Annotated in this window: 20 protein-coding genes; 11 read left to right on the top strand and 9 right to left on the bottom strand. The window is 52.3% G+C overall.

The genetic code is table 11. From position 1 onward, the window contains the following. Positions 1-85: 85 nt before the first annotated feature. Positions 86-1,720, top strand: a complete 1,635-nt coding sequence (locus tag D7D48_RS04970; RefSeq protein WP_125230238.1) for a CTP synthase — start codon at positions 86-88, stop codon at positions 1,718-1,720. A 46-nt stretch (positions 1,721-1,766) separates the two neighbouring features. Here the strand turns inward: D7D48_RS04970 and D7D48_RS04965 are convergent, their stop codons facing one another. Then, on the bottom strand, positions 1,767-2,252 hold the full coding sequence (locus tag D7D48_RS04965; RefSeq protein ID WP_125230237.1) for an Hsp20 family protein: 486 nt from the start codon (positions 2,250-2,252) through the stop codon (positions 1,767-1,769). A 445-nt stretch (positions 2,253-2,697) separates the two neighbouring features. Here D7D48_RS04965 and D7D48_RS04960 point away from each other — a divergent pair, with 445 nt between their 5' ends. The 5 genes from D7D48_RS04960 to D7D48_RS04940 all read left to right on the top strand — a co-directional run bounded on the left by D7D48_RS04960 (position 2,698) and on the right by D7D48_RS04940 (position 10,323). Next, positions 2,698-3,948 carry a lipoprotein-releasing ABC transporter permease subunit gene (locus D7D48_RS04960; protein WP_125230236.1) on the top strand — a complete coding sequence of 417 codons (1,251 nt, stop codon included), beginning with the start codon at positions 2,698-2,700 and terminating at the stop codon, positions 3,946-3,948. After that, entirely contained in the window at positions 3,941-4,612 is a 672-nt protein-coding gene (locus tag D7D48_RS04955; RefSeq protein WP_125230235.1) for an ABC transporter ATP-binding protein, read from the top strand. The genes D7D48_RS04960 and D7D48_RS04955 overlap by 8 nt, the downstream gene beginning before the upstream one ends. 16 nt (positions 4,613-4,628) lie before the next feature. Next, on the top strand, positions 4,629-5,117 hold the full coding sequence (locus D7D48_RS04950) for a glutathione peroxidase (RefSeq protein WP_125230234.1): 489 nt from the start codon (positions 4,629-4,631) through the stop codon (positions 5,115-5,117). Positions 5,118-5,179: 62 nt separating this feature from the next. After that, positions 5,180-8,656, top strand: a complete 3,477-nt coding sequence (gene dnaE, locus D7D48_RS04945; protein ID WP_125230233.1) for a DNA polymerase III subunit alpha — start codon at positions 5,180-5,182, stop codon at positions 8,654-8,656. A gap of 68 nt (positions 8,657-8,724) precedes the next feature. Next, positions 8,725-10,323, top strand: a complete 1,599-nt coding sequence (locus tag D7D48_RS04940) for a long-chain fatty acid--CoA ligase (RefSeq protein WP_125230232.1) — start codon at positions 8,725-8,727, stop codon at positions 10,321-10,323. Positions 10,324-10,376: 53 nt separating this feature from the next. On the opposite strand, the gene moaB is transcribed toward D7D48_RS04940, so the two are convergent. From moaB to D7D48_RS04925, 3 genes are read right to left on the bottom strand one after another with little or no spacing between them, the layout of a single operon-like run. Beyond that, positions 10,377-10,904, bottom strand: coding sequence for a molybdenum cofactor biosynthesis protein B (moaB, locus tag D7D48_RS04935; RefSeq protein ID WP_125230231.1), 528 nt, complete (start codon positions 10,902-10,904; stop codon positions 10,377-10,379). Beyond that, positions 10,891-12,645: a lytic transglycosylase domain-containing protein gene (locus D7D48_RS04930; protein ID WP_125230230.1), complete on the bottom strand. Its 1,755-nt coding sequence runs from the start codon at positions 12,643-12,645 to the stop codon at positions 10,891-10,893. Before D7D48_RS04930 ends, moaB begins: the two co-directional genes overlap by 14 nt. Beyond that, positions 12,642-13,406, bottom strand: a complete 765-nt coding sequence (locus D7D48_RS04925) for a uracil-DNA glycosylase family protein (RefSeq protein WP_125230229.1) — start codon at positions 13,404-13,406, stop codon at positions 12,642-12,644. The genes D7D48_RS04930 and D7D48_RS04925 overlap by 4 nt, the downstream gene beginning before the upstream one ends. Before the next feature lie 114 nt (positions 13,407-13,520). Here D7D48_RS04925 and D7D48_RS04920 point away from each other — a divergent pair, with 114 nt between their 5' ends. The 5 genes from D7D48_RS04920 to D7D48_RS04900 are packed head-to-tail and all read left to right on the top strand — an operon-like array spanning position 13,521 to position 19,764. After that, on the top strand, positions 13,521-15,161 hold the full coding sequence (locus D7D48_RS04920; RefSeq protein WP_125230228.1) for an electron transfer flavoprotein-ubiquinone oxidoreductase: 1,641 nt from the start codon (positions 13,521-13,523) through the stop codon (positions 15,159-15,161). Between the two features lie 42 nt (positions 15,162-15,203). After that, positions 15,204-16,031 carry a 4-(cytidine 5'-diphospho)-2-C-methyl-D-erythritol kinase gene (locus tag D7D48_RS04915; protein ID WP_245964336.1) on the top strand — a complete coding sequence of 276 codons (828 nt, stop codon included), beginning with the start codon at positions 15,204-15,206 and terminating at the stop codon, positions 16,029-16,031. After that, positions 16,028-16,765, top strand: a complete 738-nt coding sequence (locus D7D48_RS04910; RefSeq protein WP_125230226.1) for an N-formylglutamate amidohydrolase — start codon at positions 16,028-16,030, stop codon at positions 16,763-16,765. The genes D7D48_RS04915 and D7D48_RS04910 overlap by 4 nt, the downstream gene beginning before the upstream one ends. A gap of 35 nt (positions 16,766-16,800) precedes the next feature. Continuing rightward, a complete protein-coding gene (gene ilvD / locus D7D48_RS04905; RefSeq protein ID WP_125230225.1) occupies positions 16,801-18,522 on the top strand; it encodes a dihydroxy-acid dehydratase in 1,722 nt (573 codons plus the stop codon). A 42-nt stretch (positions 18,523-18,564) separates the two neighbouring features. After that, positions 18,565-19,764 carry a class I SAM-dependent RNA methyltransferase gene (locus D7D48_RS04900; RefSeq protein ID WP_125230224.1) on the top strand — a complete coding sequence of 400 codons (1,200 nt, stop codon included), beginning with the start codon at positions 18,565-18,567 and terminating at the stop codon, positions 19,762-19,764. On the opposite strand, the gene D7D48_RS04895 is transcribed toward D7D48_RS04900, so the two are convergent. From D7D48_RS04895 to D7D48_RS04875, 5 genes are all read right to left on the bottom strand, one after another. Next, on the bottom strand, positions 19,761-20,204 hold the full coding sequence (locus tag D7D48_RS04895; protein WP_125230223.1) for an MAPEG family protein: 444 nt from the start codon (positions 20,202-20,204) through the stop codon (positions 19,761-19,763). The two genes, D7D48_RS04900 and D7D48_RS04895, sit on opposite strands and share 4 nt — an antisense overlap. A gap of 11 nt (positions 20,205-20,215) precedes the next feature. Then, positions 20,216-20,644, bottom strand: a complete 429-nt coding sequence (locus D7D48_RS04890; RefSeq protein ID WP_125230222.1) for an MAPEG family protein — start codon at positions 20,642-20,644, stop codon at positions 20,216-20,218. A 65-nt stretch (positions 20,645-20,709) separates the two neighbouring features. Next, complete coding sequence (locus tag D7D48_RS04885) at positions 20,710-21,915, bottom strand: type III PLP-dependent enzyme (protein WP_125230221.1); 1,206 nt, start codon at positions 21,913-21,915, stop codon at positions 20,710-20,712. 127 nt (positions 21,916-22,042) lie between these two features. Then, on the bottom strand, positions 22,043-23,197 hold the full coding sequence (locus D7D48_RS04880) for a carboxynorspermidine decarboxylase (RefSeq protein WP_125230220.1): 1,155 nt from the start codon (positions 23,195-23,197) through the stop codon (positions 22,043-22,045). Further along, on the bottom strand, positions 23,197-24,405 hold the full coding sequence (locus tag D7D48_RS04875; RefSeq protein ID WP_125230219.1) for a saccharopine dehydrogenase family protein: 1,209 nt from the start codon (positions 24,403-24,405) through the stop codon (positions 23,197-23,199). The genes D7D48_RS04880 and D7D48_RS04875 overlap by 1 nt, the downstream gene beginning before the upstream one ends. Positions 24,406-24,446 lie beyond the last annotated feature (41 nt).

Here is a 24,446-nt window from a genome sequence, read left to right as displayed (position 1 = left end):
AAAATCTTTTTACACAGTTTAATTTTCATCAGGCGGATTCGTGCGCTTGTGTTTTGGTGAAAAGATAGCTTAGGCCTTTTCTCCCATGACACGGTTCATTTTTATCACCGGTGGCGTGGTCTCCTCGCTTGGCAAAGGTCTTATGGCAGCATCGCTTGCTGCCCTTTTGCAAGCGCGTGGCTACCGCGTCCGCATCCGGAAGTTCGACCCTTATCTTAACGTTGATCCAGGCACGATGTCGCCTTATCAACATGGCGAAGTCTATGTGACGGATGACGGGGCCGAAACCGACCTCGATCTTGGTCATTATGAACGCTTTACCGGCGTTTCCGCCCGGCAATCAGACAATATTACCTCTGGCCGGATTTATCAGACGATTATCCAAAAAGAACGTCGCGGCGATTATCTTGGTGCAACTGTGCAGGTCATCCCGCACGTTACCGACGCCATTAAGGAATTTGCGAAGGCCGAGACCCAGGATTTGGATTTTGTTCTGTGCGAAATCGGCGGGACCGTTGGTGACATCGAATCGCTGCCGTTTATTGAGGCCATTCGTCAGTTGCGCAACGAGTTGGGCCGCGAACTCACCTTATCGGTCCATGTGACCTTGGTCCCTTACATCGCTGCTGCTGGCGAATTGAAGACGAAGCCCACGCAACATAGTGTGCGTGAATTGACATCCTTGGGTATTCAACCCGATGTCCTGCTGTGCCGTTGCGAACATCCTTTGCCGGAAACTGAGCGCGCCAAGATTGCGGCCTTTTGCAACGTACGCAAAGAGGCAGTTATCCCTGCGTTGGACGCAAAGAGCATTTATGCCGTGCCCCTGCAATATCATGCCGAAGGGCTTGATAACGAAGTGTTGCGGGCATTTGGCCTTGAATCGGAAGGCGAGCCTGATCTAGGCCGTTGGGACGATATCATCGACCGGCAGTCCAACCCGGAAGGCGAGGTGACCATTGGCGTTGTCGGCAAATATGTCGGCCTTGCCGATGCCTATAAATCACTCAACGAAGCTTTAACGCATGGCGGACTGTCGAACCGCGTGAAGGTTAATATCAAATGGATTGATGCCGAATTGTTCGAGCAATCCGAAGAGGACATTGCGACGGCGCTTGAGCCCATGAACGCCATTTTGGTCCCCGGCGGATTTGGTGAGCGCGGTTCCGAAGGTAAGATTGCAGCCGTCAAATTTGCACGTGAACGCCATGTACCATTTTTCGGCATTTGCTTGGGCATGCAAATGGCATGTATCGAAGGCGCGCGGAACACCGCAGGACTATCAGGCGCATCAAGCACAGAATTTGGCCCCACAAATGAGCCTATCGTTGGCATTATCACCGAGTGGATGAGCGAAGAGGGTATTCAAAAGCGTGAGACCGGCGGCGATATGGGCGGCACGATGCGGCTTGGTGCTTATGATGCCGTTCTAGATGGAAACAGCCATGTTGCGTCGATTTACGGTAGCAAAAACATATCCGAGCGGCATCGCCATCGTTATGAGGTGAACGTCCATTATAAGGACGCGCTCGAACAAGGCGGATTGGTGTTCAGTGGAATGTCGCCCGATGGCGAATTGCCCGAGATTGTCGAACGTCCAGACCATCCTTGGTTTATCGGCGTGCAGTTCCATCCGGAATTGAAATCACGACCATTTGCGCCGCACCCCTTGTTCGCCAGCTTTGTGAAGGCAGCGCTGCAGCAAAGCCGATTGGTATAAGAGAGACGGGGCGGCTGCTTTCTCCTGCCGCCCCATCTTCTAATGCTTAAACCGCTTGCGGCCCTTTTTTCTTGGGCGCAGCATCATGCTCAATCACCGTTGGCGTTAAATTCGCACCAATCGCAATTTTGCGCGGTTTTAACGCTTCAGGCACTTCACGCACGAGGTTGATGATCAAAAGGCCGTCGGCCATGTCTGCGTCGGTGACATGAATATGGTCGGCAAGTTGAAAGCGGCGTTCGAAGTTCCGGTTTGCGATGCCCATGTGCAGGAAATCACGATTATCATTGCTTTCGCCTTGCTTGCTGCCGGTGACAATCAGCAAATTTTGCTGCGCAACGATATCAATTTCATCCATCTTGAATCCAGCCACGGCGACAGTGACCTTATAGTCATTTTCACCGGTGCGTTCGATATTGAATGGGGGGTAGTTTTCATTTTGTGCGGCACGTCCCGTGGTTTCGAGCAGCTCAAATAGGCGGTCAAAGCCAACAGTGTTCCGGCGATAAGGTGTAAAATCAAAACGTGTCATTACAAATTCTCCATCAAGCAATTTGGTTCGTCGCCAACCCCGCTGATGCAGCGGCCAGCATGTTCGTTTTGGAGCCTTGTGGCCTCCGACTGGCAAGATGGGATGGCCCGAAAAAAATACAAGAGCAAAAAATCGACTGCTTCAAAAACAAGGCCGCCCGGAATGTCCGAACGGCCTCGCTATGCAGCTTTATCAGCGCATGGTTGGTTTTCAGTCCTCTGCCGGTCCCCACCGACAGGTCTGATTTTCTCCCTGAACCATCGGCCTTATTGAGCTAACGATGTATTCCAAATCTACATCTGCTTTTGCGATTGGCTTTGCAAATGGAACCCTAAGCCTATCTTCTTATTTTCAAATGCTGTTGCACGCCTGCAACAATACTTGCCAGTCTTCATGGCGGAACCTAAGAACAATCTATGCAGAAATTATGGATGAGTGTCCGCACATGATATTGTCGCGATATGAACGCATGGTCGCACGCCGATATCTGCTTCCGGGGAAGGGCGAAGGCTTCATTTTCCTCGTGGCTAGCATCAGCCTGGTCGCTGTTGCTTTAGGTGTTGCTGCATTGATCATTGTGATGAGCGTGATGAATGGATTTCGCGCCGAATTATTTGATAAAATCGTTGGCTTGAACGGCCATGCAGTTGTTCAAGGCTATGGCGGTCGCTTGCAAGATTGGCGTCAAATTCTGACCGAAGTGAAGCAGACAGACGGGGTCACAGATGCAACGGCATTAATTGAGCAACCGTTGTTGACGACCTTCAATGGCCGCGTCGAGGCTATTTTGGCGCGTGGCATGTCGGTCAATGATATTTTAAAAAACGACACGCTGAAGGGCAGGACCGTTGCCGGCGATTTGCGTCGGTTAAACCCCAATGAAGACAAGGTGGCCATTGGATCACGGCTTGCCCAGAATCTTGGCATACAGGTCGGTCAGAGCGTCACGATCATCAACCCAGCTGGTCGAACGACGCCATTTGGCACCGTCCCGCGTGAAATATCCTATGAGGTTGCAGCGATCTTTGAAGTGGGGGTGTATGATTATGACAAAGCGTTTGTCATCATGCCCATCGAACGCGCGCAAGTCTTGATGCTGATGGGCGATGAAATCGGGATGATCGAGATCAAGACCGAAAACCCCGACAAGGTGAATGAAATCCTCGCGCCCTTACTGCCGAAGCTTGAGAATAAGGGGCAGATTGTCGACTGGAAAAGCATGAATGCGTCTTTATTTGAGGCTTTGGCGGTCGAACGCGTCGCGATGTTTGTCGTCCTGTCGATTATTGTGTTGGTCGCGGTGTTCAACATCTTGTCCTCACTCATCATGCTGGTGCGCGCCAAAACCCGCGACATTGCTATATTGCGGACCATGGGCGCTTCGCGCAAATCGCTGCTGAAGATTTTCATGACTGTCGGCTTACTGATTGGTTCTTCGGGGATAATACTTGGTATGATATTAGGCGCGATATTTCTGTATTTCCGGCAATCGGTGGTGAACTTCATTCAATTTGTGACCGGCCAGAATTTGTGGGACCCATCTATCCGATTCTTGACCGAGCTGCCGTCGCGCACTGACCCGTTCGAAGTGCTAGCGATATGCGGTCTGGCTTTGCTGTTCAGTTTCCTTGCAACCTTATACCCGGCGCTCAAGGCAGCAAGTACGGACCCCGTTCAGGTGCTGCGTTATGAATAATATCTTGGAACTTATCGATGTCCGCCGCAAATTTGTGCAAGGCGATGTCACGATACAAGTACTGCGCGGCGTTGACCTTGTAGTCGGCAAAGGTGAGTTGGTGGCGTTGCTTGGCCCATCGGGTTCCGGCAAATCGACCATGCTGCAGGCAATAGGCCTTTTGGAAGGTAGCTTTTCAGGATCCATTAAACTCGATGGCGAAGAAGTTAGCGCCGCCGGTGTTGACCGACAAACCGAAATTCGCAGACAAAAGCTGGGCTTTGTATATCAATTTCACCATTTATTGCCCGACTTTGACGCATTGGAAAATGTCATTTTGCCGCAGTTGATTGCGGATGCCGCACCCGATGTTGCGCATGATCGTGCGACCTATTTGCTCACGCAGTTAGGCCTGTCTGAACGGCTCCACCATAGGCCTTCAAAACTGTCGGGTGGTGAGCAACAGCGCGTGGCCGTCGCCCGGGCATTGGCGAACCGGCCAAAGCTGGTGCTAGCCGATGAGCCAAGCGGCAATCTGGACGAGCATACGGCCGATATTGTGTTGGGTGAATTTATGGCGCTGGTACGTGAAGAGGGATCGTCAGCCATTGTTGCCACGCATAATGAGCGATTGGCAGCAAAGATGGATCGCGTCGTGCGCTTGCATGATGGTAAGCTCGGATAATAATAGGGGACACTAAATGTCAGTCTATGATTTCACAGTAAAAATGCCTGGTGGCGGCACCGAAGCGCTGGCCGCGCATCAGGGCAAAGTGTTGCTCGTGGTAAACACGGCATCCAAATGTGGCTTCACCCCGCAATATAAGGGCCTAGAGGCGCTATATCGCAAGTATAAGGACCAAGGTCTCGAAATCCTTGCTTTCCCATGCAACCAGTTCGGTGCGCAAGAACCGGGCGACGCGCAGGAAATTCAGAATTTCTGTTCTCTGACTTATGATGTGTCATTTCCATTGGCCGCTAAAATCGATGTGAACGGAACGGACGAAGATCCGTTGTGGCATTATCTGAAGCAGCAGCAGGCTGGCCTCTTGGGCTCGCGCGGCATCAAGTGGAACTTCACCAAATTCCTTGTGGACCGCAAAGGGAATGTTGTGGCCCGTCATGGCCCACAGGTAAAGCCAGAGGCGCTGGCCAAGGACATTGAAACATTGCTCGCCGCGGCGGCTTGATTGTCCACAGCTTAGCCAAAAACAAACCTTGTCGAATCAGGCGCGTGTTCTAACGATGGGGCATGGCTTATGTACCCTTCGTCCCCCTCCGCGTGTATTCCGCATACACCATATTGGAAGGCGCGATTGAACCAAAGGCCATTGGTGAGACGGCAAAGAAGCTTGGCTTTCCCGCTATCTCAATTTGTGATCGTAATGGCCTTTATGGCGTCATGCCCTTTCAGGACGGCGCAAAATCTTTTGGTGTTCAGCCGATCATCGGCGCGTTGCTTGGGATAAGGCGACCGACAAGCGACGGCAAATTCATCCGCGACTGGTTGCCCTTATTTGCACAAGACGACAGTGGTTATCACAATCTGTGCCGCTTGGTTTCCATGGCGCATTTGGACCGACCAGAGGATATTGACGCGCATGTGACGCTGGAGCAGCTTGCGGACCATAAAGACGGGCTGATCGCGCTCACCGGGGGGGCAGAGGGTGCGTTGGCGCAGCTTTTAAGTGCCGGGCAGAATGATGCCGCATCCAGCTACCTGACACGTCTTCAGGCGCTGTTTTCCGACCGTTTGTATATCGAACTCAGCAGGCGTAACGACGCAGTTGAAGAAGCGGCTGAAGAGGCGCTTATTGACCTTGCATATGCCCGCGACATTCCTCTGGTAGCCACGAATCCTGCTTTTTTTGCCGAGCCTGACTTCTTCGACGCGCATGACGCCATGCTGTGTATTTCGGACGGCGCCTATATCGAAAGCGCAGACCGCCGCAGGAGCAGCCGTGACACTTGGATTAAAACAGGCAAGCAAATGCACGAGCTGTTCGCCGATGTCCCCGAAGCATTGGCCAATACGCTTGTTGTCGCCCAACGCTGCGCAGCACTCGCGCCATATCGGAACCCCATCTTACCAAGCCTCGCCGGCGACAGAACCGCAGAAGATACGCAGTTGCGGGAAGATGCGCGTCTTGGCCTCGAAAAGCGCCTTGAGATTGCAGGCATAACGGATCCTGCCGAGCGACAAGTCTATTTTGACCGACTTAAGTTTGAATCAGACGTTATCTGCGCCATGGGTTTTCCCGGCTACTTCCTGATCGTTGCCGACTTTATCAAATGGGCGAAGGAACAGGACATTGCCGTTGGCCCAGGCCGTGGGTCGGGTGCAGGTTCGCTGGTCGCTTGGGCACTAACAATTACCGACCTAGATCCCATCAAGCTAGGCTTGCTTTTCGAACGTTTCCTAAATCCTGACCGTGTGTCGATGCCTGACTTCGATATCGATTTTTGCGAAACGCGCCGTGGCGAAGTCATTCGTTATGTGCAGAAAAAATACGGTGCACGCCAAGTGGCGCAAATTATTACTTTTGGAAAGCTGAAGGCACGCGCGGTTTTGCGCGACACTGGGCGCGTGCTGCAGATGAGCTACGGCCAAGTGGACCGGTTGTGTAAGCAAGTGCCAAATCTGCCCACTGACCCATGGGATTTGAAGCGCGCCTTGTCTGGCGTGGCGGAGTTGCGGGAAGAATATCGGCGCGATGCGCAGGTGAAGCGCCTATTCGACCTTGCGATGAAGCTGGAGGGCTTGCCACGCCACAGTTCGACCCATGCCGCCGGTGTCGTAATTGGCGACCGGGAATTGTCGGAATTGGCGCCTTTATATCGCGATCCGCGTTCGGACATGCCCGTTACACAATTCGACATGAAATATGTTGAAAGTGCTGGCCTTGTTAAGTTCGACTTTTTGGGATTGAAGACATTATCGGTCCTGCAAAAAGGCAGCCAAATGCTGGCCAAACGTGGCGTGGAGATCAATCTCGACTTGCTGCCGCATGATGATCCGGCGGTATATGAATTGCTGCAACGTGGCGACACGGTTGGCGTATTCCAGTTGGAATCCGAAGGTATGCGCCGCACGCTGGCTGCTGTGAAGCCAACAAACTTTGGGGACATTATCGCACTCGTGTCGCTATATCGCCCTGGCCCAATGGACAATATCCCCATGTTTGGCCGTCGCAAAAATGGCGAAGAGAGCATTGAATATCCGCACCCATTGCTGGAACCTGTGTTGAACGAAACCTACGGGATATTCGTTTATCAGGAGCAAGTTATGCAAGCCGCGCAGATTTTGGCAGGCTATAGTCTCGGGGAAGCAGATTTGCTGCGCCGTGCTATGGGTAAGAAGATTCAAGCTGAAATGGATGCCCAGCGCGAGCGTTTTGTTACGGGCTGTGCCACGCACGCCATCACCCCTAATCGCGCCAATGAACTGTTTGACTTAATTGACAAATTTGCTGGCTATGGTTTTAACAAGAGCCATGCAGCCGCTTACGCTGTGCTAGCGTATCAAACGGCTTGGCTAAAAACACATCATCCCGAGGAATTCTTTGCCGCGTCCATGTGCTTCGACATGCACCAGACCGATAAGCTTGCAACCTTCATCGATGATATGCGCAGGCTTGATATCACCTGCTTGCAGCCGGACATCAACCAGAGCGAAGCTGAATTTACCGTAGAGACTAATGCGTATGGCGAACATGCCGTGCGTTATGCTTTGGGCGGCATTAAAAATGTCGGCGAAGGCGCGATGGAAATATTAGTCGAAGAGCGTGCAGCGGCGGGTTTATTTAAAAGTCTTGATGACTTTGCCAACCGGGTTGATCCAGGCCAGATTAATCGCAGAAGCCTTGAAAATCTCGCCGCTGCAGGTGCATTTGATTCACTGGAACCAAACCGTGGTGCGGTCCATGCTGCGGCTGAAACGCTTTTGGCAGCTGCGCAATCTGCTCGTGATTCACGTGAAAGCGGACAGGGCGGCCTTTTTGGAGAAGGCGGATCGGACATGGCGGCGCTCAGGATTGATAGCAGTCTGCATTGGGCACCTGCCGAACAAATGAACCAGGAAAAAGACGCTTTTGGCTTCTACTTTTCGGCACATCCTTGCTCCCAATATGATGCGCTGGCCAGTAGCCACGGTGCAAAGCCTTATGCGGTGTGGCTCGACAGCGGTCCGATACCCGAGGGCGTCCGCCGATCCGCAACTATGTCCGCATTGATTGAAGGCGTCCGCTGGCGCGAATCCCGCAAGGGTAAGCGCTTTATGGTTGCAGATTTCTCGGACAATAGCGGTCAGTTTTCTGTGCGATGTTTCGACGAGACAGTGGGTTTACAACTTGCCGAGTGGGCAAAAGACGCGGAGTGCCTTTTGCTGCATTGTGAGATGGACATGCGCCCCGGCGATGAAACACCCAGCTTTACAGTGAAAAGCGCCAAAGCCCTCTCTGGTTTAACCAGCGTGTCGCGTCTAAAAATGCAGTTGGATGTGACGCATGAAGCAGCCATATCGCAGCTCGCAAAGATCGTGGCACCATTAGATGGCGGCCGAAGCGAATTGGTTATCAAAACCCGCGCTGCCAATGAACGCTGGGTGCATATTAGCCTTGGTCGTCGTTTCCAGATTGATGCATCTTTGGCTGACCAAGTGCGGCTTATTGACGGTATTGAAAATGTAGAGCTTGCACCATTGGGCCCTGTTTTGGCATTGGTGCGCTGAACTGCGAAAATCGTAGACAGAAATTGCGTCTGCAGTATCTTGCGGCGGGGTAAGAGGGAGAGATTTTGATGCACAATACCATGCAGGATTGGGACCTCCGGGTTCCACGTTTGATTGACTATGCGGCGCGCGAACATGGTACGCGTGAGATCATGACGCGTTGGACCGACGGCAGCATTGAACGCACAAATTGGTCCGGTGTAGCCACAGAAGCGCGCAAATTGGCGCAAGCTTTTGCTGGACTTGGCCTGCAAAAAGGGGATCGCATTGCGACCTTTGCAATGAACCATCATAGGCACTTGGCGGCTTGGTATGGCGCCATTGGCTTTGGCGGTGTCATTCACACGGTGAACGTGCGGCTGTTTGATGAAGACCTAATCTACATCATGAACCATGCTGAAGATAAGGTGTTGATGTACGACGCCATGTTTCAGCCCATTATCGACCGGTTGAAGCCACATCTGAAGACAGTTGAGCATTATGTGATATTTGATCGCGACGAGAGCTATGGCGCTTTTATTGCGGCCCAAGATGGCAATTATGAATGGGCAACTGGCGATGAACGCGACGCATGTATGTTGTGTTACACCAGCGGGACAACCGGCAATCCAAAAGGCGTTTTGTATCAACATCGCTCGACAATGTTGCATGCGATGGCCGAAATAGCTCCCGCTATTTTCGATCTCAGTCCGCAATCTGTGCTGTTGCCTATCGTCCCGATGTTTCATGCGGCAAGCTGGGGTCTACCCTTTGCAGGCGCGGCTGCAGGCGTTAAATTTGTGTTTTCAACAACAAATGATGCCCCAACTCTGCACGGCCTGATGCTTCAGGAAGGCGTAACTCATAGCGCGGGTGTGCCTACAGTGTGGCTCTCGATGTTCGCGCACCTAGATGCCGAAGCGGCGGCCGCACGTGAATCGACGCTTGGTAAGCTCCGTTTGGTTACAATTGGCGGTTCGGCTGCGCCGCGCGCTATGATCGAGCGTTTGATGAAGGCTGGTGTGCGCGTATCGCATGCATGGGGCATGACTGAGACATCACCTATTGGGACAATGGGCGCGCCAACACCCAATTGGGATGATTTGACGCTGGAACAACAAATTGACGTTGTTTGCAAACAAGGTCGTACGCCATTTGGTGTTGAACTGCGCGTGATAGACAAGGATGGCAATGTCGCACCGCGCGATGGAGTGACTTCGGGCGCGCTTCAAATTCGTGGGCCTTGGGTCATTAAGCGTTATTTCAAAGCTGATACGGATGCAGTGGACGCGGAACAGTGGTTTGATACCGGAGATGTATCTGTACTGCATCCAGACGGTACAATGCAGATCACTGACCGTGTGAAAGATGTTATCAAATCTGGCGGCGAGTGGATTAGTTCTGTTGAGCTTGAAAATATCGCAGTGGGTTGCCCCGGAATTGCCGAGGCAGGCGCGATCGGTATCCCGCATCCTAAATGGGATGAGCGGCCTGTTCTAATCGCTGTCAAAAAACCCGGGGCAGACGTCGACGAAGCAACCGTAAAGGCGTATTTAGCCGAGCGTATCGTTAAATGGTGGATGCCCGACCGCGTCCTGTTTGTCGACGAATTGCCGCACACCGGTACAGGCAAAATCCAAAAGGTTGCACTTCGTGCGCAGTTTAAGGATTTTGTTCTCGAGGGTTGAGCCGCAAGCTGCGTCCTTGTGACTGATTGGGCGGAGCTTGCCGCCCAATCAGTCTATAATTCACGTAAACGCGGCATCAGTTCCACAAAATTGCAGGGGCGATGGCGGCTGTCGAGTTGGTGGACCAAAATCTGGTCCCAGCCGTCTTTAACGGCGCCATTTGAGCCGGGAAGGGCAAAGATATATGTTCCACCAGCCAATACCGCACATGCCCGCGACTGTATGGTGGATGTACCAATACTTGCGAAGCTTAACCAGCGAAACAGTTCGCCAAAACCAGGAATATCCTTGGTCTTTACGCGGTTAAGCGCCTCAGGTGTAACATCGCGCCCGGTGAGGCCCGTCCCCCCAGTTGATATTACCACGTCAATATTATTGTCATCAATCCAGTGATGCAATTGCGCTGTAATTAACGCGGTGTCGTCACGCAAAATGACGCGATCAATAATTTTGTGTCCGGCTGCAGCGATCCGGTCTGCCAGAATATCGCCGCTGGTATCATTATCAACACCACGGGTGTCGGAAACCGTTAAGAGCCCGATATTTACCGGCTTGAACGTCCTATTTTCATCGAGCGGCAACGACGCCTCCTGTCATCCTTCGCGCAGTGACTATGCCATTTACATCGGGAAATCTCGGCCACATATATTGGGCTAGCCCCCTCAAGCTTCCTGAAGCCCTGTTTTCGCGCATCTCGTAAATCCAATAATTCCGTAAAATTATCGCCACATAGCCACGCGTTTCCCAAAATGGGATAGATTCGATGAACAATAACGGATCGCCATTGTCGCGTATCTCGGTGTTCCAGCGTGCCACAGGAGTTGGCCCTGCATTATAGGCGGCAATCACTTTTGGAAGTAGTCCGCCTGTTGTGGGCAAGTCCCGCAGCTTTTCCAAATAGGATTGCCCATATTCCAAATTGATAGCCGGACGGTCCAGTTCGGACGCCGTGAAGTAAGCACCGCGCGCGCGCGCAAGGTCCTGCGCCGTTCCGGGACGAACTTGCATGAGACCGCGCGCACCTGCTGGGCTGATAACGTCGGTACGGAAATTGGATTCTTGCAAGGTGTGGGCATAGATTAAGGATGGCGTAACACGCCAACCACCGGTTGGTTCCCAATTAGGCAGGGGATAACGTGCCGTTGCGTTGCTTTGGTCACGTGATGGACCATAATGACCAAACCAGAATTGTGTTGAAGCTAAGTTCAACGCGCCCGCCAATTGCGCGAGATTGTTGTGTTGTCGCGCCTCTCCGATTCTCGCTTGATGGCGCAATGCTGTATCGGCCAACTTATTCTGGCCAATTTCAGCAAGTGACACAGCCAAGACAGCGTTCGGCTGGTTTTTCAAACTTGCCCAGTCAAGCGGGATAACTTTTGATATATTCCGCGCAATCGGCTCCATCCCAAGCGCCTCGCTAGCAAGCAAGCCATAAAAGGTTTCCGATAACTGCGCCGCTTTTTGCATCTTGGATTGAACAAACTGGGGCTGTTTTGCTGCCATCGCTGCGCGTGCACCCCAGAAGAGGCCCGCTGCCTTTAAGTCAGCGTTGTTCGCTAAGCGGGCAACAAAATCAAAGGCGTCATAAGCGCCAGCATAATCACCGAGCCGCCATGAAGCGAGGCCAAGTACCCAACTGGCCTGCGTACCCCATTCACCGCCAGCAATTTGTGCAGCAGCAGAAACGCGCTTCGCGGAGACATCGTCATTTTCAATATAATAAGACCATGCCACACGGTAGCGTAATTCCGTGAGCGCCTCAGGTGATAGTTCCAACGCCTTGCTTTCTAGAAATTGTTCGGCGGCTAAAGGTTGGTCATTTTTAATAAAAAGCTGCAATTCGGCGCGTATGCTATCGCTTGCCTTGTTTGCGGGTAAATCTCTTTTGGGCGCGCCACCCAGCCATGAAAAACGGCGAATGCCGGGCCGATCTGGAAGCATCTCCAAACCCCGCTTGCGCGCCATAGTTGCCAATTGTTCAGCCTGTGGCAAATAAGGTGCTGCCTCAAGCAGGGCTTGCAACTGCTCTGCCTCTACCTTTGGTCTGTTTGGTGCTAAATATAATTCCGCGCGCGCCATCGCGGACATCGGACCTTGGGGCGCCGCATCAATCATCTTTGCGGCATCCTCCCATTTCTCCGCACGGATAGCGTCGAAGATTGCTTTGAAAACGATTTTCTCTTGAGCGTTCAGAACAGATGGGGCTGGCTGAGACGGCAAAGCAATACGAAAGCCGCCACTGGTATTCGCTTGAGCGGCCGCAAAGGGGGTGCAAGCTAAGGCAAATGCAAGCCAATACGTCTTATGTGCTCTTATGTTCATTGCATCACCTTCTTTGCAAACATTTGCAAATCTATCCAAGCCAGCTTTTTCATGGCAGGCCGCGCAATAAGGGTTCGTGGATGGAATGTCGCCATTGTGGGTACGCTAATGTCGTCATATTTAATATTATGGAGCTTTGCCCGTGCATGTATCAGTTCTTCGCCTAACAGAGCATTGCATGCGGCAGAACCGAGTATAACCAGCGATTTGGGCTGAATAAGTTGAATCTGGTGTCGCATAAATGCCGCGAGATTGGCCAAATCGTTTTCGGGAACATCACCTGTTGAAGGGACGCTCGTCGCCAACCATGTGCAATAGCAATCTGCCATATCTATACCGATCGCAGCAAGCATCCGATGCAGAAGGCCTGCATTCAATTGCATCGTGGTGTCTGGCGCGGCTATTATGTCGGGTAAATCCGATATAATCATCAGTTGGCAACTCATCGGGCCAACGGGTGGGAAGCGAATGGGGCCATAAGCATTTCCGGGTAGGGAAGCGCCACTGGTAACCATATCGCGAAGGCCGAGAATATCGTTAGGCCAAATAATTGTTGGGGAAGCAGGTATCGGCGCAGGTATCTCCGCCAGTTTTTTTTCTGAATGGGCAGTAACCGCAACCTTTGAAGTTGCTACTATAGTCTCTTGCGATAGCAAATCGACCGTATCTTCATGCACAGCAGAATCAACCCCGGCAAGCTCCCACCAGCCAGATAAAGATTCAAACACTGCAAAAGCAGTAACTTTTCCCTTATCCTCCATAAATCCCTTCAGTCACCAGTTGACGACAGGGTCAATTGCTTGGCATGGCAATTCCCACAGGCTGTTCATATAACGGGACAGCTGGAATTATATGCCGGGTAAAGGATAAAGGCAATGAGTGAACGTGAGTCGATGCCCTATGATGTTGTTATTGTTGGCGCCGGGCCAGCGGGACTTTCGGCCGCAATCCGTATAAAACAACTATCCCCCGACACCAGCGTCTGCGTCCTTGAAAAAGGGTCTGAGGTAGGCGCGCACATATTGTCCGGTGCGGTTATTGATCCAAAGGCGCTTGATGAACTGCTGCCTGACTGGCGCAACATGGGCTGCCCGCTGGCCGATACACCCGTGAATGACAATCAGCATTGGATCATGACCAAGACCGGCAAGTTTAATATGCCGCATTTCCTAACCCCCGGTTTCATGCACAATAAGGGTACATATACTGCATCGCTCGGCAATGTGTGCCGCTGGTTGGCGGGGCAGGCTGAAAATCTGGGTGTAGAAATTTTCCCGGGCTTTTCAGCTGCCGAAATTCTCTACAACGCCGATGGCTCAGTAAGAGGCGTTGCGACGGGCGATATGGGCATTGCTCGCGATGGTAGCCACAAGGACGATTATATGCGCGGCATGGAATTGCACGCAAAATATACCTTCTTTGCTGAAGGTGTGCGCGGCCATCTTACCAAATTGCTTAAGCCACAATTTGCCTTGGACAAGAATTGCGAGCCGCAGGTTTACGGTATCGGTCTTAAGGAATTGTGGGACATTCCGCCGGAGCAACATTCTGCAGGACGCGTCATTCATAGCCAAGGCTGGCCTTTGGCTGATGCCAATGGCGGCGCTTTCCTTTATCACCAAGCGAACAACCAAGTGGCCTTGGGTTTTGTTGTGTGGCTCAATTATTCAAATCCGTATCTGTCACCATTTGAAGAACTCCAGCGTTGGAAAACCCATCCAGAGGTTAAGAAGATACTCGCTGGCGGTCGCCGTGTTTCCTACGGAGCGCGCGCGATTAGCGATGGCGGTTGGCAATCAGTTCCTGAGCTTACATTCCCCGGCGGTGCATTGATTGGATGTTCTGCAGGTTTCGTAAACGTACCGCGTATCAAGGGCACGCATACAGCTATGAAGTCGGGAATGCTGGCAGCAGAAGCTGCCGTTGAAGCCTTGGCTGCGGGACGTGAACATGACGCACTCACTTCGTACCAGACGGCATATGAAAATAGCTGGATTTACAAAGAACTACGAATGGTCCGCAACGTCCTTCCGTTAGTAGAAAAATACGGCAACCTGCTGGGCAGCGCGCTTGCGGGTGTCAACATGTGGCTAGAGAATTTTGGAATTCGCATGCCATTTACGATGAAACACCATCCAGACCATAACGCGCTTAAAAAGAAGAACAAGGCCGAGCGCATTGATTATCCGAAGCCCGACGGTGTGTTCAGCTTTGACCGCCTGTCGTCGGTTTTCTTGTCAAACACTAACCACGCCGAAGACCAACCCATTCACTTGCAGGTCAAAGATATGGACCTTCAGAAGAACAGTGAATTTATGGAATTTGCGGGTCCATCAACACGCTATTGCCCCGCAGGTGTCTATGAGTGGATTGAGGAAGAAGGCAAAGATCCTCGCTATCAAATAAACTCCCAGAACTGCGTCCATTGTAAGACTTGCGACATCAAGGATCCGAACCAGAATATCAATTGGGTGACGCCAGAGGGCGGCGGTGGGCCTAATTACCCCAATATGTAATAGGGGTGGCGCTTTCTTCGCCACCCGGGGTTAAGGGCAATCGTGGAATATTCTGAAATAGCCTTTGCAAAGATTAATCTCGCCTTGCACGTTCGTAAACGGCGGTATGATGGCTATCATGATATCGAAACGCTGTTCGCCTTTGCGCAAGACGGCGATATTCTGAACGCACGCCCTGCAAAAGATCTGAGCTTGGAGATTGTAGGCCCTTTTGGAGCCGACCTAAACGCCGATGAAAACAATTTGGTGCTGAAAGCGGCCTTGTCGTTACAGGCGCATTTTGGTGTCAAGCAAGGAGCTGCAATTCGGCTCGACAAAAGATTGCCAATTGCTTCGGGCATTGGCGGGGGGTCGGCCGACGCAGCGGCAACTGCAAGGCTTCTTAACAAGCTCTGGACACTGGGTGCCTCCGAGCGAGAACTGGCAGATATTCTTGCCCCGTTAGGCGCAGACATTCCCGCTTGCGTGTTCAGCCGCCCAAGTTTTGGTAGTGGCACCGGAACGGCATTGGCCTTTTTGGATGATAGCAATGTTCCCGCGCGACATTTGTTGCTGGTAAACCCCCTTCAATCTGTTTCTACAGCGGCAATATTTCAGGCTTGGGGCGGCATTGATGGCGGCGCAGTTGGTCGCGGCGATATGTGGGATGCCACAATTACTGGGCGCAACGACCTTGAACCGATAGCATCTAAGATATGTCCCGTCATTACGGACATTTTGACCCAGCTTGCACAGGCCGAGCCATCCATGGTGCGTATGTCCGGGTCTGGCGCAACATGCTTTGCGTTATTTGATGATGTCACATCACTAGAGGCCGCAAGAGCAAGGCTGGAACCGCATTGGTGGTCTATGGCCAGTGTGCTGCGATGACGGATGCTCCCTTCGAAATATTTGGAAAGCCGCGCAAAGGCGGTTTCCTTATCATTGGAGACCATGCTTCAAATCATGTTCCTTCCGATATCGACCTTCGAATTGATCGAGCCTGCCTTAACACACATATTGCATGGGATATCGGGGTAGCCTCTGTTGCGCGCTTAATTGCACGCGAGGATGGTTTCTCTGCATTTCTCGGCGGTTATTCGCGTCTGGTTGTCGACTTGAATAGAGATTTGTATGATGATTCAGCAATTCCTAGCGCAAGTGATGGATTACCCATTCCCGGCAACGCGATCAGCGAAAACGAAAAAGAAGCACGGCTGGAACGATTTCATAAGCCCTATCATTTCCATTTAAGTGAGCTGCTGGCTCAACATCGCCCAAAACTTATCTTATCTCTCCACAGCTTTACGCCGGCATTGGAGAGCAAGCCAGATGAAGCAAGGCCATGGCAGGTTGGTGTGTTATATAATGATAAGGAAGCCGCCTCCAAACTCGCAATCCCATTTCTTGAAAGTGCAGGGTATACCGTCGGCGACCAACTACCTTATTCAGGCAAGCTGCTGAACGCGACGATGAACCGCCACGCCGAAGCCAATGACATAGCCTATATTGGTATCGAGATGCGGCAGGACATATCCTGCCATCCCGATGGCCAAGCAAGATATGCACGCACACTGGCAGATATGTGCCATTTTGTTTCGGAACAGCTTGGCTTATCCATATAAAATGGCTTAAAGCGCTCCACTTAACGGAGGTCATTATGCCAAACCAATTCGACAAGTCCAAATTGCCAAGCCGCCATGTGTCTGTAGGGCCGGAACGCGCCCCGCATCGCAGCTATTATTACGCAATGGGGCTTACTGCCGAAGAAATTGCGCGTCCTTTTGTTGGCGTGGTCTCCGCCGGAAATGATAGTGCCCCGTGCAATACGACGCTCGATGCCCAAGCCGATATCGCACGCGTTGGTGTGGAGCAGGGCGGTGGTATGCCGCGCCGTTTTAATACCATTACCGTGACGGACGGTATTGCCATGGGGCATCAGGGGATGAAATCTTCACTCGTCAGTCGCGAAGTTATTGCGGACTCGGTGGAGCTATCGGTTCGTGGCCACTGCTATGACGCGCTGGTAGGCTTTGCCGGATGCGACAAGTCGCTGCCCGGTATCATGATGGCTATGTTGCGCTTAAACGTGCCTTCAATCTTTGTGTATGGTGGCTCCATCCTTCCTGGACGGCACAATAACAAAGACGTCACCGTTAAGGACGTGTTCGAAATCGTAGGCAAATATGCGGCAGGCGCTTGTCCTCTATCGGAATTGGAAGAGCTTGAGCGTGTTGCGTGCCCCGGCCACGGCGCATGTGGTGGTCAATATACGGCGAACACTATGGCCTGCGTTGGCGAGGCAATTGGCCTTTCTTTGCCCAACAGTAACATGGCACCTGCGCCATATTCGACACGCGACCAAATCGCGCATGCCGCGGGCGTTCAAGTTATGGAATTGCTTGCACGTAACATCAGGCCGCGTGACATATGTACGCGTGAAGCCTTTGTAAATGCTGCACGTATTGTCGCCGCAACAGGGGGATCTACTAACGGCGCATTACATTTACCTGCCATGGCGCATGAGGCTGGAATAGATTTTGACCTATTTGATGTGGCAGATGCCTTTAAGACCACCCCATATATGGCCGATCTCCAACCCGGTGGTCAGTTTGTCGCGCGTGACATGTATGATGCGGGTGGTGTGTACATGCTCATGAAGTCATTGCTGGCTGAAGGCTTGTTATTTGGCGACTGTATGACAGTGACGGGTAAAACACTTGGCGAGAATATCGACCAAATCACGTGGAACCCCGACCAAAAAGTCATTTATCCTGCAACCGCCCCCATAACGCCGACTGGCGGAGTTGTTGGACTTCGCGGGACGCTGGCTCCAGAAGGCGCAATCGTGAAAGTCGCGGGCATGGACCGTTTGATATTCACTGGCCCAGCTCAGGTATTCGATTGCGAAGAAGATTGCTTCGCCGCGGTTGAGGCGCGCGAAATTCGTGAAGGTTCAGTCATTGTGATCCGCTATGAAGGTCCACGGGGCGGCCCAGGCATGCGCGAGATGCTATCGACAACGGCTGCGCTTTACGGGCAGGGGATGGGCGAAAAGGTTGCGCTTATTACCGATGGCCGCTTCTCAGGCGCAACGCGTGGCTTCTGCATTGGTCATGTTGGACCAGAGGCCGCTTTGGGCGGTCCCATAGCATTGGTAGAGGATGGTGACGAGATCATGATTAATGCCGAAACAGGCGTCATTGATCTGAATGTTGCTGCAGAAGTTCTTGAGGAACGTCGTAAAAACTGGAAGCCGCGTGAGACGGATTATCAGTCCGGTGCAATTTGGCGTTATGCCCAAAATGTGGGGCCCGCCTATAAAGGCGCGGTCACGCATCCCGGTGGCGCCAAGGAAACGCACGTTTTTGCTGATATTTAAGTCGCCGGTTGATTGCTTGCCCCTTCACGGGCATGGGGCAGTATGGAATTGACAGAAGAAATAATTAGGGTGGCCGCACGCGGTGATGGCGTCACGGCAAACGGACGTTATGTAGCGCTCGCTGCGCCGGGCGACATTGTCGATCCGTCGGGCGGCTTAATCCATGGTCCGCATCATGTTGCGCCGCCATGCCAGCATTTTCCATTATGTGGTGGTTGCCAGTTGCAGCATCTGGACGAAGACAGCCAGCGGCTATTCATTGCCGAACGTGTAACGCACGCCCTGGCGACGCAACAGGTCAGCATCGGCGAACTGATGCCTGTTTATCTGTCGCCGCCTATGTCACGTCGCCGCATCGCAGTGCGCTCGGCTTGGGCCGGCAAGCATTTCCAGCTGGGTTTCAGTACCGAAAAAAGCCACCGTATCATCGATTTGCGTCAGTGTGAGGTTATGGCACCGGAGCTATTTGCTTTGCTTGCACCGATACGCGGTTTGCTCGAACCACGACTCAATCGGGCTCGTCAGGTGCAGATAAAATTGGCGATGGTTGACCAGGGCGTCGATGTACTAATTGAGAATTGGATCGCCAATGATCTAGATACGCATGAGTTATTGTCAGAGTTTGCAAAGACCCACAATCTCGCGCGCCTATCGCTAGATGAAGGCTATGGTCCTGTACCTTTTTTTGAACCAGAGCCCGTTACTGTAACGCTTAGCGGTGTTGCAGTGGGTTATCAGCCTTATGGCTTCCTGCAAGCCACTGTTGATGGTGAGGCGGAGTTGGTGCATGCGGTCAATTCCATTATTGGGAACGACACTTTAGTGGCGGACTTGTTTGCAGGCTCTGGAACTTTCGCCTTATCGATGGGGCAAGGTCGTAAGGTTTATGCAGGTGAAGCTGATCTGCAGGCCAGTCTCGCTCTTAAGGCAGCAGCAGGGCCTACGGGCCGAACTATATTTACAGAGCATCGTGATCTTTTCCGGCGACCGCTCACGGCGGACGAACTCAACAAATTCCAATCAGTCGTGCTTGATCCACCCCGCGCCGGTGCAAAGGAGCAGGTGGCGCAGTTGGCCGCGTCGAATGTGCAAAATATAGCTTATGTTAGCTGTAACCCCGCCAGCTTTGCGCGGGATGCAAAAACTTTGGTAGCTGCCGGATACAGGTTGCAGCGGATCTGGCCGGTGGGGCAGTTCCGCTGGTCAACCCATATCGAGCTAGTCGGCCATTTTAGCCGTTAGTGGAGCAGTACCGACATCACGGAATGCGCCACGAGGATCATGAGTGCGATGGATGACAGCGCAAACAAAGCAAAGCGAATGATCACGCGGTTAGAAAAAATCTGAACTAAGCTGTGCGCTACGCGAAGTCCGACATATGCCCAAGCTATAGTCGCGTTCAAATTGTCGCCTTGCCCTATCATCGCCAGCACCAAGCATACTGCATAAAATACGGTAGGTGCTTCATGTAAGTGATTGTAATTATCTGCAACCCAAGACGCTTTTTCTTCGCCTTTGGCGATAAGTGCCTCACGCAACGCACCGCTGGAAGAGCCAATGATCTTGGTTCCGTCAATGCCTGCACGGCCCATCGCTGGCAGGCGTGTGGCATACATCCATATCCAGATAATCATTGTCCACGCCGCAAGCGCGACGACTGGTCCTAAAATATTACTTTCCATATTACTCCCCCTTAAATTGTCGCAACCACTGCCTGCACGGCCAAAACCGTCAGACATAATGATGACAACAGAAACAAAACAAACCGGACGCTGACGACATTTACTGTCGATTGCCAGACACTGTGGAGTACCCGCAAAACGGTGTATCCCCACGCCAAATAAACAGAAATTTCGCTTGCGCCGCCGGATATAGCTAGGATTACGACTGCGGCGTAGAACACAGTAGGTTGTTCCATGAGATGCGCATAATTATGCGACTTCCAAGCGACAGGCGGCGGCAAATTAGGATCAATGTCTTGTCCCCGTCCGCCGGGTGCAGCCTTACCAAGATCCACGCCGATTTTCGCCATTGCGGGCAGCCGCGCCGCCATGAGCCAATACATCATGAAAACAGACCACAGGACCAATGCCGCTGCTGGCGCTAAAATAGCTGTGTTCATATAAAAACCCTCCCATTCATTAGGTGGAGAGGGTGATGCACCTCAGACAAATTGTCAAATGTAACTTAGATCTTTGAGCTTTGCGAACGCGTGGCCCTCACGCCTTCATCATTGGCTGGAGCCCAGCCATAAAGCGTTGCCATTGGCTGATCTGATACAACCAGCGTTTCTGTTTCGCCAAAGCCGTTAAACTCTGTGCGCATGGCGCAGCCATAAGCGCCGAGCATGCCAACTTCGATATAGTCTCCAGCCTGAACATCATCTGGAAGAATGAAGGGCCCCGTCATATGGTCCATATCGTCGCAGGTAGGCCCGTAGAAGCTGAATTCAGCCATCTGGGTACCAATTGAGGTTTCCGACCGCTGAAGCGCCACAGGGAAGCGCCAGCCGATATGGGCGGCGTCGAACAGCGAACCATAAGCGCCGTCGTTGATAAACAACTCATTCCCGCGACGTTTCTCAACCTTCACGAGCAAAGATGCATATTCGGCGCACAATGCACGGCCAGGTTCGCACCAAAGCTCTGCGGAGTAGCTGATTGGCAAATCTTCAAAGCAATCGTGAATGACATCGAAGTAGCCATCCAGCGCCGGAGGCTCCATGCCAGGATAAACGGAAGGAAAGCCACCGCCTACATCCACGATGTCAACCGTCACCGATGCCTTTACAATCGCAGCGCGGACATGCTCCATGGCTTCAGCATAAGCTGCTGGGGTCATAGCCTGACTGCCAACATGAAAGCAAATGCCAAGGCTGTCGGCAACCTGACGTGTTGCAACCAACAGGTCAGCCACCTCTGATGGATCTGCGCCAAATTTTGACGCAAGGCTCAACTTTGCATGTTCAGAAGAAACCCGAATGCGCACGCACAATTCGAGATCTGTCGCACCATCGGTGGCGCGCACGATTTTATCCAGCTCTTCACGGCTGTCGAGGCTGAAGGTACGGACATTATGGTTGTGATAGGCCTGCGCGATGGCACGCTCGCTCTTCACCGGATGCATGAAGCAAAGCTTTGCCTTTGGCAGGAATTTATGGACCAGCCGAACTTCCCCCAAGGACGCCACATCATAATGCGTGATGCCCGCTTCCCAAAGGGTTTCCAGAAGGGCAGGTGATGGGTTCGCTTTTACCGCATATAGCGACTTACCCTGAAACTTCTCAACGAAGAAACGGGCCGCGCGTGCTGCAGCATGTGGGCGAAGTAGCGTGATTGGTTCGTCCGGGCGGAGGGCGCGGACTACAGCAAGTGCGTCAGTGTTCTCGTACAATTCAAGGGACCCCCAAAAGATAACATGAAACAACAAGGCTGCCTTGCGGTTATTGGAAGTCCCCCTGGGGCAGCGGACGTGCGCCTTATGAAAAGCTGGGGGTGTTGTAAAGTGATTCGTTTGGTTTTTAGCTGAGACGGTCGCGGAACGCGGTCCAGTCGAAGGAACGCACGCATTCAAGCGCATCCGTATCGCTATTCCACAGCCAGATTGATGGCAAAGGTACACCATTAAATGTATTGGTCTTGACCATAGAATAATGTGCCTGATCTAGGAATGCGAAACGCGCACCAGGCTCTGCTGCAACAGGCAAAACATAATCACCAATGATGTCACCGGCGAGACAAGACGGCCCTCCAAGGCGCACTGGAGAGCCTTCTGAGCGCTCTCCGAGCATAGCGGGGCGATAGGGCGCCTCAATGACATCCGGCATGTGGCAGGTCGCGCTGATGTCGGTTATGCCAACTTGAAGATCATTTTCAAAAACGTCGAGCAATTCGCCAATCAGAATACCGGCATCTAGCGCTATGGCTTCACCGGGCTCTAGATAAACGTCTAAGCCTGTTTCGGAACGAACTTCTTGAATAAAGTTAACCAGTTCGTCGCGCTGATAATCTGCGCGGGTGATATGGTGGCCGCCACCAAAGTTTAGCCAACTTAGCTGCCCAAAAAAAGGTGCGATATGCGGCTTCAACATCTCCCATGTGCGCTTAAGCGGTTCGAAATCCTGTTCACAAAGCGTATGGAAGTGCAGCCCTGAGACACCCTCGAGATGCTCAACCTTCAACTGGCTAACCGGAAACCCAAGCCGTGATCCGGGCGAGCAGGGGTCGTATTTCGCGACCTCGCCCTCGGCATGTTCGGGGTTGATGCGTAGGCCGACATCGACACTGTCATTCAAGAACGATGCAAAACGGGAATGCTGCGATGGACTGTTAAAAATCACATGGTCGGATATTTCAACGATTTCGGCCATATCGGTCTCTTTATAACCCGCGCAATAAGTCGCGATTTCGCCCTTGTAATAATCACGAGCAAGGCGCGATTCCCAAAGACCCGAACTGCATACGCCATCCAGATACTCACTAATGACGGGTGCAACTTTCCACATGGAAAACGCCTTCATCGCGCAGAGTATTTTTGCGCCCGACCGATTTTTGATGTCCGCCAAAATGGCAAGGTTCCGCCGCAGCGCCGCCTCGTCCACCACAAAGGCAGGCGAGGGCACGCGGTGAAGATCAAAATGGGCAAATGCCCCAGGATCGCCAGCTCTGGTTTCCATTAGAACGACAAAGGCCCGTCCAGTTCCTTGACCTGCCACGGCAGACCGTGTGCGTTCAACATATCCATGAAGGGATCTGGATCGAACTGTTCCATATTCCAGACGCCAGCGCCCGACCATTTGTCCGTAACCAGCATTGCCGCGCCAATCATGGCCGGAACGCCCGTGGTGTAGCTCACGGCTTGATTGCCGGTTTCTGCATAAGCGTCCTCATGATCGCAGATATTATAGATATACAGCGTTTTTTCCGTACCATCCTTACCAAGGCCAGTGGCGATGCAGCCAATATTGGTCTTGCCCTTGGTCGTCGGCCCAAGCGAGGCAGGTTCAGGCAATACAGCCTTTAAGAACTGCAGCGGAATGATTTCCTTGCCCTCATACATCACTGGGTCAATCCGCGTCATACCAACCGCCTGCAGCACATTCAGATGCGTGATGTACGCATCGCCAAAGGTCATCCAGAAACGGATACGCTTGATTTCGGGCAGATGCGTTTTGAGGCTTTCGATTTCCTCATGATACATCAGATACATATTCTTAGGGCCAACGGCTTCAAAGTCGAAGTTTTGCTTTACTGACATTGGCGGGGTTTCGACCCAGTCGCCATTTTCCCAGTGCCGCGCTACGGCAGTGACTTCACGGATGTTGATTTCTGGGTTGAAGTTGGTGGCAAAAGCCTGACCATGATCGCCACCGTTACAATCCAATATGTCGAGCGTATCGATACGGTCGAAATAATGCTTTTTCAAATAAGTTGTGAACACGCTGGTGACGCCGGGGTCAAAACCCGAACCCAACAATGCCGTAAGGCCTGCATCCTTGTAACGGTCCTGATACGCCCACTGCCAATGATATTCGAACTTTGCGACATCTAACGGCTCATAATTGGCGGTGTCCATATAATGAACGCCAGCGGCGAGGCACGCGTCCATGATGTTGAGATCTTGGTATGGCAAAGCAAGATTTACGACCAGTTCGGGCTTGATCTGGTTCAACAAAGCCGTGGTGGCAGGCACGTCATCCGCATCAAGACCAAAAGTGTCTATGACGACACCTGTCCGCTCCTTCACAGATGCGGCAATTGCATCGCATTTCGACTTTGTGCGACTTGCGAGGCTGATGTGGCTAAAGATATCCGAATTCATGGCCATCTTATGGACCGCAACAGACCCCACGCCGCCTGCGCCAATAACCAATATCTTGCTCATCTTCAGTTTCCTCTTATCAGAGATTCGTTCAGCGGACGCAT

It is taken from the genome of Sphingorhabdus wooponensis (assembly GCF_003933235.1).
Classification (GTDB): Bacteria; Pseudomonadota; Alphaproteobacteria; order Sphingomonadales; family Sphingomonadaceae; genus Sphingorhabdus_B; species Sphingorhabdus_B wooponensis.
Note: the sequence above shows the minus strand (reverse complement) of the source record. Positions and strands in the feature narration are given on the sequence as shown.